The 6,517-nt window shown below is 68.7% G+C and carries 4 protein-coding genes; 2 read left to right on the top strand and 2 right to left on the bottom strand.

Features of this window, described 5'->3' with window-relative positions; genetic code table 11:
• Positions 1 to 470, top strand: a 470-nt coding sequence (locus tag ON23_RS24835; RefSeq protein WP_039781124.1) for a TIGR03086 family metal-binding protein, incomplete at its 5' end; no start/stop codon positions are given.
• A gap of 13 nt (positions 471 to 483) precedes the next feature.
• Here ON23_RS24835 and ON23_RS24830 read toward each other — a convergent pair.
• A complete protein-coding gene (locus ON23_RS24830) occupies positions 484 to 1,095 on the bottom strand; it encodes a TetR/AcrR family transcriptional regulator (protein ID WP_039781123.1) in 612 nt (203 codons plus the stop codon).
• 83 nt (positions 1,096 to 1,178) lie between these two features.
• On the opposite strand from ON23_RS24830, the gene ON23_RS24825 reads away from it, so the two are divergent.
• Positions 1,179 to 2,219 (top strand): aldo/keto reductase, encoded by a 1,041-nt coding sequence (locus ON23_RS24825; RefSeq protein WP_039781121.1) that lies wholly within the window; start codon positions 1,179 to 1,181, stop codon positions 2,217 to 2,219.
• Between the two features lie 8 nt (positions 2,220 to 2,227).
• Here the strand turns inward: ON23_RS24825 and ON23_RS24820 are convergent, their stop codons facing one another.
• On the bottom strand, positions 2,228 to 6,463 hold the full coding sequence (locus tag ON23_RS24820; RefSeq protein ID WP_039781120.1) for a bifunctional nitrate reductase/sulfite reductase flavoprotein subunit alpha: 4,236 nt from the start codon (positions 6,461 to 6,463) through the stop codon (positions 2,228 to 2,230).
• Positions 6,464 to 6,517: the final 54 nt, after the last annotated feature.

Here is a 6,517-nt window from a genome sequence, read left to right as displayed (position 1 = left end):
TGCGGGATCTGCTGTTCCACACCCTCGGATTCACCGAAGGATTCCGCCAGGGTGCCACCAAGGAAGGCGTCGGCCGCTCCGCGCCGCCGCGGCAGGCGCCGGATGCGGATCTGCCCGAGGGGTGGGGTGAGCTGATCACGACCCAGTTGAAGGCGCTCACCGAGGCGTGGCGCGATCCGGCCGCCTGGGAGGGCGATACCGAGGTCGGCGGTGTCACCGCCCCCGCGCCCGCGATGGCCGGATTCGCCCTGAACGAGGTGGTGATGCACAGCTGGGACCTCGCGTGCGCCACGGGTCGTCGCTTCGAGCCGGCCGACAAGGATGTCGCGGTGCTGCTGGAGCAGTTCCGCGAGACGCCGCGCGAAGGCGTTCCGGGGCTGTTCGGCCCGGTGATCGAGGTACCCGCCGACGCGTCGGATTGGGAGCGCCTGCTCGGCCTGACGGGCCGAGACCCGTACCGGCAGGTGTGAGTGTTCCGGCTTCTCACCGGGTGAACAGGCCTGCGGTGGCGGCTGTCGCCGCGGCGTCGGCGGCGGTCACAGCCACCGCATCGTCGATCGGGTCGCCGGAGATCAGGAACCGGTAGTACAGCGGGGCCGAGACGGCGGAAACCACTGCGCGGGCGTCGGTTCCGGGGGCGAGTTCACCGCGTTCGACCGCGGCCGTGACGCACGGCTCCCATTCGGTGATGCGCACATCGTAGAACCGGTGCAGGCCCGCGGTGGTTTCCGGATCGCAGACGGCCGCGGCGACAAGGGCTTTGAACAGCGGACCCTGGCGTGGGTCGGTCAGGGTGCGCGCGACGAGGCGGGCGTTGGCGGTGAGGTCGCCGCGCAGCGATCCGGTATCGGCATGCGGCAGTGAGGTTTCCGCCATATCGGTGAGCATGTCCGCCACCAGCCCGGCCGGGGTGCGCCAGCGGCGGTAGACGGTCGTCTTGCCGACTTCCGCGCGGGCCGCCACCTCGGTGAGGTCGAGTTCGGCGAAGCCCTGTTCGGCCAGTAGATCCCCGGCCGCGCGCAGGACGGATTCGCGGACGCGGGCCGTGCGACCGCCCGGGCGTACCGAACCGGGTGCGGCAGTGTCCGAACTCATAACGGTCCTCCAGTTTCATTAGCGTCGGATCGAGTGTATCGTCTCCGGTGTTAATGAAACTTCAGTTCCGTTAGGGGTTGATCATGGACTATCGTCGACTGGGTGCCTCGGGCCTGCTCGTCCCGGCTCTCAGCTTCGGAGCGGGCACCTTCGGTGGCCGGGGCGAACTGTTCGAAGCGTGGGGCGATACCGACGCCCAGCAGGCGCGCCGGATGGTCGATGTGGCGCTCGAGGCCGGCGTCACGATGTTCGACACCGCGGACGTCTACTCCGACGGCGCCTCGGAAGAGATTCTGGGGCAGGCGATCCGCGGCCGCCGGGATCGGGTTCTGTTGTCCACCAAGGCGGGTCTGCCCACCGGGCCCGGAGCGTCCGAGGCCGGATCGGGACGTTCCCGGCTGATCACGGCCGTCGACGCCGCACTGCGCCGGCTCGGCACCGACTACATCGATCTGTTCCAGCTGCACGCCTTCGACGCCGCGACGCCGATCGAGGAGGTGCTGGACACCCTCGCGGATCTGGTGCGCGCCGGAAAGATCCGCTATCTGGGCGCCTCCAACTTCGCCGGCTGGCAGCTCATGAAATCCCTCGCCGCGGCCGACCGTGGCGGGCATCCGCGGTATGTCGCCCATCAGGTCTACTACTCGCTGGTCGGCCGCGACTACGAATGGGAGCTGATGCCGCTCGGCCGCGATCAGGGCGTCGGCGCGATGGTCTGGAGCCCGCTGGGCTGGGGCCGGCTGACCGGCAAGATCCGGCGCGGACAACCGCTTCCGGCGGGCAGCCGGCTGCATCGCACCGCCGAGGCCGGACCGCCGGTCGACGACGAACTGCTCTACGACGTCGTGGACGTGCTCGACGAACTCGCGGCCGAAACCGGGAAATCCGTACCCCAGATCGCGCTGAACTGGCTGCTCTCGCGCCCGACCGTCGCGACGGTCATCGTCGGCGCCCGCAACGAGGAACAGTTGCGCCAGAACCTCGGTGCGGTCGGCTGGCAGCTCGAGCCCGAGCAACTGGCCCGGTTGAACAAGGTCAGCGCCGTGACGCCGCCGTATCCGTACTACCCGTATTACCGGCTGCCGGATTTCGCGCGGGTCAACCCGCCCATCGGGGTCGCGTAGCGGGCGGCTCAGTACACATCGCGCACATAGCGTTTCTCCGCGGTCAGTTGCTTCTTGAACGCCAGCGCCGCTTCCTCGTCGAGATTGCCGTGGATGCGGGCGATCGTCAGCAGGGCGTCGTCGACGTCGCGGGCCATGCGCGCGGCGTCACCGCAGACGTACAGGTGAGCGCCGTCGCGCAGCCACGCCCACAACTCGGCGCCGTGCTCGATCATGCGGTGCTGCACGTAGATCCGCTCACGCTGATCCCGGGAGAAGGCGAGGTCGAGCCGGGTGAGAAAGCCGGAGCGGAACATGTCCTCGAGTTCGGCGCGGTAGTAGAAGTGGTCCTGAGCGTGCTGATCGCCGAAGAACAACCAGTTGCGCCCGCGACATCCCAGCGCGCGGCGTTCGTGGAGGAAACCGCGGAACGGTGCGATGCCGGTGCCGGGGCCGACCATGATCATCGGCGCGCTCGGATCCAGCGGCGGCCGGAAATGTGGTGCGCGCTGCAGGAATACGGGTACGCCGCCGGTCTCGTCACGGTCGGCGAGGAAGGTGGAACACACCCCGCCGCGCGGGTCGTCGGCCGCGCCGTAGCGCACCACGCCGACGGTGAGCTGCACCTCGCGCGGACTCACCAGCGGGCTCGACGAAATCGAATACTGGCGTGGCTGCAGCTTTTTCAGCACCGCGAGCCATTCCACCAGATCGGCCCGCACGGGAAAGTCGCGCAGAACGTCGACGGCATGGCGATCCCACAGATAGCGGTCCAGTTCGTTGCGGTTGTCGCGGCGCAGCAGCTTCGCCAACTGCTGACTGGGATTGTGGGCCGCGACGAAGGACAGCAGATCACCACTGATCTTGGTGATGTCGAAATGTGTGCGCAGTGCCGATTCCAGCGGCACGTCGCGCCCGTCGATCTCGACCGGCCGGGCGCCGTCGAGGCCGGTCGCCGCCAGCCAATTCCGCACGGCGGCAGTGCCGTTCGCGGGCCACACCCCGAGGCTGTCGCCGACCTCGTAGGCGGCCTCCAGACCGTTCAGGTCGAATCCGAACTGTCGCACCTCCTTACCGGATCCCGGCCGTGACAGCAGTTCGTTGCGGACCAGCGGGGCCGGCACCGGGGCGTTGCGGGTGAACGGCGCGGGGACCGATCGGGTGGTGCGCGCGGGCGCGGCGGTGCGGGCCTCGACGCGATCGAGTACCCGCACGCCGAGCCCCGCGGGCGGGCCGGCACGACCGGCGTCGGTTGTCGCACCCACACCCTCACCGCCGCTGCGCGTGGCGGCCGCACCACCACCGCCGGACGCGCCGGAACCGTCGTCGGTGGCCGCATTCCCGCGACCGTCGCCCAGGGCGGCGAGGACCGCGGTGATCCACTCCTGCGACGAATCCTCGTGATCCGGTTCGCTGTCGACGCGATCCAGCAGCCGGACACCTCCCCGTTCGGACAGCAGCCGATCCACCTTGCGGCCGTAACCACAGAAATCGTCGTAGGAGGAGTCGCCGAGGGCGAAGATCCCGTACCGCAGGCCGTTGAAGCGAGTGCCGCTGTCCTGCAGCCGATCCCAGAAGTCGGCGGCGTTGTCCGGTGGGCCGCCGTCCCCGAAGGTGCTGGTGACCAGCAGGACGTTGCCGGAGAGTTCCGGCAGTTCACACGCGTTCATCTCGACCAGCCGGGGCGCGTGCCCGTGTTCGGCGAGGGCTGCCGCCACCGCCGCCGCCAATTCTTCGGCGGTACCGGTCTGGGACGCCCACAGCACGGTCACCGGCCGTCGCTGCGGGCCGGCCGGAGCCGCCGAGGGGGCTGCCGCTGTGCCGCCGGGCGGGGAGTCGGCGCCGGGCGGGTAATCGGCGCCGGGCGGTGAGTCGGCGGCCCGCGAGTACATTCCCGCCAGCAGCCCGTCGATCCACCAGCGGCTGCGGTCGGACAACGGAGCCGACTCCGGGAGGACGGGCTGCCCCTGAACCGGAAGCGATTGCAGCGCGGCCAGATACCCGCCCAGATAGATCCGCTCCGCCTCGCTGAGCGTGGGCGCGGACGCGGAATCGAGTCCCAGCATGGCGGCGAGTGGATGCGGTGCGGGTGCGTCGCCGGTGTCGTCGCGAGTGTCTCGAGCGGGCCCGACGCGGCGCAGCGTCACCGCGCACGCCTTGAATTCCGGTTGCAGCGAATCCGGATCGACGGCGTCGTTGGTCACGGCATTGATGGTCAGATATTCCCCCTGTTCGTCGTTCCAGTGGAACGGTGCGAAACACGCGCCCGGCCGCACCCGGTCGGTGATCTGCACGGGCAGCACCGCTCGCCCACGGCGAGAGGCGATTTCGATCTGATCACCGGGTCGCACACCGAGGGCGCGCGCATCGTCGGGATGCACGTCGAGAAACGGCGCCGGATTCAATTTGTTCAGCTTCGCGACCCGTCCGGTTTTGGTCATCGTGTGCCATTGATGTTGGACGCGACCGGTATTCAGGACGAAGGGATAGTCGTCGTCGGGCATTTCGGCGGCGGCCATATGCGGCCGCGGCCAGAACACGGCCCGGCCGCTCGCGGTGGGGAAGACGAGCGCGCCCGCATCGCCGGTGCGATAGCGAATCGGGTTGCGGCGCTGCGCGGCATCGGCACACGGCCACTGCATCGGGCCCTCGCGCAGTGCGGCGTGACTCATTCCGCTCAGGTCGTATCCGGTCGCCGGATTCGCGAAACCGCGGATCTCGTCGAAGATTTCGGCGCTGGACGAGTAATCGAATCCCTCGAATCCCATCGCCGTCGCGATCCGCGCGATCCACTCCCAATCGGGCAGCGCCGCGCCGAGCGGCTCCACCGAATGCCGCAACAACGTGACATTGCGTTCGGAATTGACCATCACGCCGTCGGCTTCGGCCCACAGCGCCGCCGGCAGCAGCAGATCGGCATAGGCATTGGTCGCGGTATCGAGATAGGCGTCCTGGGTGATCACCAGTTCCGCGGCCTCCAGACCGGCGATGACGGTTTTGCGATTCGCCACCGAGGCCACCGGATTACTGCAGATGATCCAGCACGCCTTGATCCGGCCGTCGGCCAATTCCCGGAACATGTCGATCGTGCCCCGCCCGGATTCGGCGCGAATGGTGCCGGCCGGCAACTGCCACGCGGTTTCGACGAAGCGGCGGTCGGCGTCGACGAGGGCGCTGCGCTGGCCGGGCAAACCGGGGCCCATATAACCCATTTCGCGCCCGCCCATGGCATTCGGCTGGCCGGTCAGCGAGAACGGACCGCTACCGGGCCGGCAGACGGCGCCGGTGGCCAGATGCAGATTGCAGACGGCATTGGTGTTCCACGTGCCGTGCGTGGACTGATTGAGTCCCATCGTCCACAGCGTCATCCATTCACTGGCCGCGCCGATCCACGCGGCGGCGGTGCGAATATCGTCCTCGGCGAGCCCGGTGATCTCGGCGACGCGGGCCGGCGGATAGGCGGCGAGGAATTCCGGCATCGCCTCCCAGCCCTCGGTGTGGGCGGCGATGAATTCGGCGTCGATATCACCGTTGGCGACCAGCAGGTGCAGCAATCCGTTCAGCAACGCCAGATCGGTGCCGGGCCTGATCTGCAGGAAAAGGTCGGCCCGGGCGGCGGTGTCGGTGCGCCGCGGATCCACCACGATCAGTTTGGCGCCGGCCTTGAGCCGTTCGGCCATGCGCAGGAACAGAATCGGATGACAGTCGGCCATATTCGAGCCGATCACGAAGAATAGGTCGGCGCGGTCCAGGTCGTCGTAGGAACCCGGCGGGCCGTCGGCGCCCAGCGATTGTTTGTATCCGGTACCGGCGCTTGCCATGCACAGCCGCGAATTGGATTCGATATTCACCGTGCGCAGATAGCCCTTGGCCAGTTTGTTCGCCAGATACTGCGCTTCGAGTGTCATCTGCCCGGAGACGTAGAGCGCGACGGCATCGGGCCCGTATTCGTCGACGATGGCGCGCAGCCGCCGCGCCGCCTGCCGCACGGCCTCCTCGACCGCGAGTTCGACCGGTTCCTGCCCGCGCCGGGGCCGGTGCAGGGCCGTGGTCATGCGTCCGGGGGCGCGCATCAATTCCAGGTGGGTGGCGCCCTTGGTGCACAGTCGTCCGGCATTGACCGGATGCAGTTTGTCGCCACTCACCTTCGCGATGACAGGGGCCCCGGCCGCGTCGTGCTCGGTCCGCACCGTGATGCCGCAGCCCACGCCGCAGTAGGAGCACGCGGTCCGGACGGTGCTCGTGGAGTTCTCGGCGCTCGACACACTCCCGATGATGGCGAGCCGCCGTTGCGACGGATTTACCGAACGTTATCGGCA

Source organism: Nocardia cerradoensis NBRC 101014, from assembly GCF_000308535.1.
Taxonomy (GTDB): Bacteria; Actinomycetota; Actinomycetes; order Mycobacteriales; family Mycobacteriaceae; genus Nocardia; species Nocardia cerradoensis.
This window is presented reverse-complemented; position numbering and strand designations above follow the sequence as displayed.

Coding starts and splice junctions, on each gene's coding strand:
- ON23_RS24830 (WP_039781123.1), bottom strand. CDS start 1,095: ATGAGTTCGGACACTGCCGCACCCGGTTCGGTACGCCCGGGCGGTCGC.
- ON23_RS24825 (WP_039781121.1), top strand. CDS start 1,179: ATGGACTATCGTCGACTGGGTGCCTCGGGCCTGCTCGTCCCGGCTCTC.